Source organism: Nocardia sp. NPDC004722 (assembly GCF_053601505.1).
In genome coordinates this window covers 1-1,256 of the sequence record NZ_JBSGBY010000235.1, presented here as the reverse complement: position 1 = coordinate 1,256, position 1,256 = coordinate 1, and the positions used below count along the sequence as shown (strand labels likewise).

1 protein-coding gene is annotated in these 1,256 nt (G+C 68.0%); it reads right to left on the bottom strand.

Annotated elements, in window-relative coordinates; genetic code table 11:
• Positions 1-1,256 (bottom strand): GMC family oxidoreductase (locus tag ACWELQ_RS22630; protein ID WP_452399039.1); only part of this gene is annotated, 1,256 nt, incomplete at both ends.

Genomic DNA, 1,256 nt, shown 5'->3' with positions numbered 1-1,256 from the left:
CGACCGCGCCCATGCGCGCGGTCGCCGACGGGTGATAAACCGTGTTGTGGGTCCGGCGCATGTAGTCGATCAGCTCGTCGTCGGTGACGGCGTCGGGCCCCGGAGCCAATTCCCTTGCCACCCATTCGCGTAGCGGCGGCTGTTCGGCGATGCGGCGGGCCAGGCGGATGCCGTGCAGCATCACCCGCTCGTCGTGTCCGTCCGGATCGCTGAAGTAACGGGGATCCACCCGCGGCTTGTCGCGGAAGTCCCGCGACCGCAACCGCACGGTGCCGCGTGAATGTCCTTGCGTCACATTGGGTGTGAGGCAGAAGCCGTTCTCCGTGGTGGGGTAGCCCCAGCGCACGGTGTTCATGTCGAACGGGACGCTGCCGTAGTGCATCATCAGATCCGGTTGGGTGAGGCCGGGTTCCGTGGTGGCGAACAGCCCGATCTCCCACCACTGGGTGGAGCTGGTGACCATGGGGCACGGGGATTCCCAGAACACCAGCCCCTCGACATGGTCGTCGAGGTTGGCGCCGACGCCCGGCGAATCCGCCCGGACCGCGATCCCCATCTCCCGCAGGTGTTCCGCCGGTCCGATCCCGGAGAGCATGAGCAGCTTCGGGGTGTCGATCGCACCGGTGCTGATGATCACCTCGCGGCGGGCGCGCACCGTGTCGAACCCGGTGAGGTCCGGTCGCCGATACCGGGCCCCGGTCGCGGAATCCGTGTCGTCGAACAGGATTTCGCTGACCCAGCACCCCGTCCGGACCTCCAGGTTGCGGCGTTGCCCCATGATCGGATGCAGGTAGGCGTGCGAGGAGGACTGACGGATGTTGTCGGCGTCGGCATTGATCTGGAACCACCCGGCCCCATTGGTTACCGTCGACCCGCGATTGAACTCGACGGTCGGCAGCCCCGCCAGCGCCGCGGCCATGAGCACCGCGTCACCGCACGGATCCTTGGCCGGAATGTCCCGGATCTCCACTGTCCGTTGCAGTTTCGGCAGATACGGCAGCAGCCCGTCGGGTCCCCATCCGGTCGCGCCCAGCGCCTCCCATTCCGCGAGCCCCTCACGCGGCGGATGGAAGGCGATGCACGAGTTGTGCGAGGAGCAGCCGCCGAGCACCTTGGCGCGGGCGTGCCGCAGGAAGCTGTTGCCGCTGGCCTGCGGTTCCACCGGATAGTCCCAGTCGTAACCGGATTCCAGCAGCAGCATCCAGTCCTCGAGCCGCAGGATGCGGTCGTCGCCGACGTCGGTGGGCCCGGCCTCG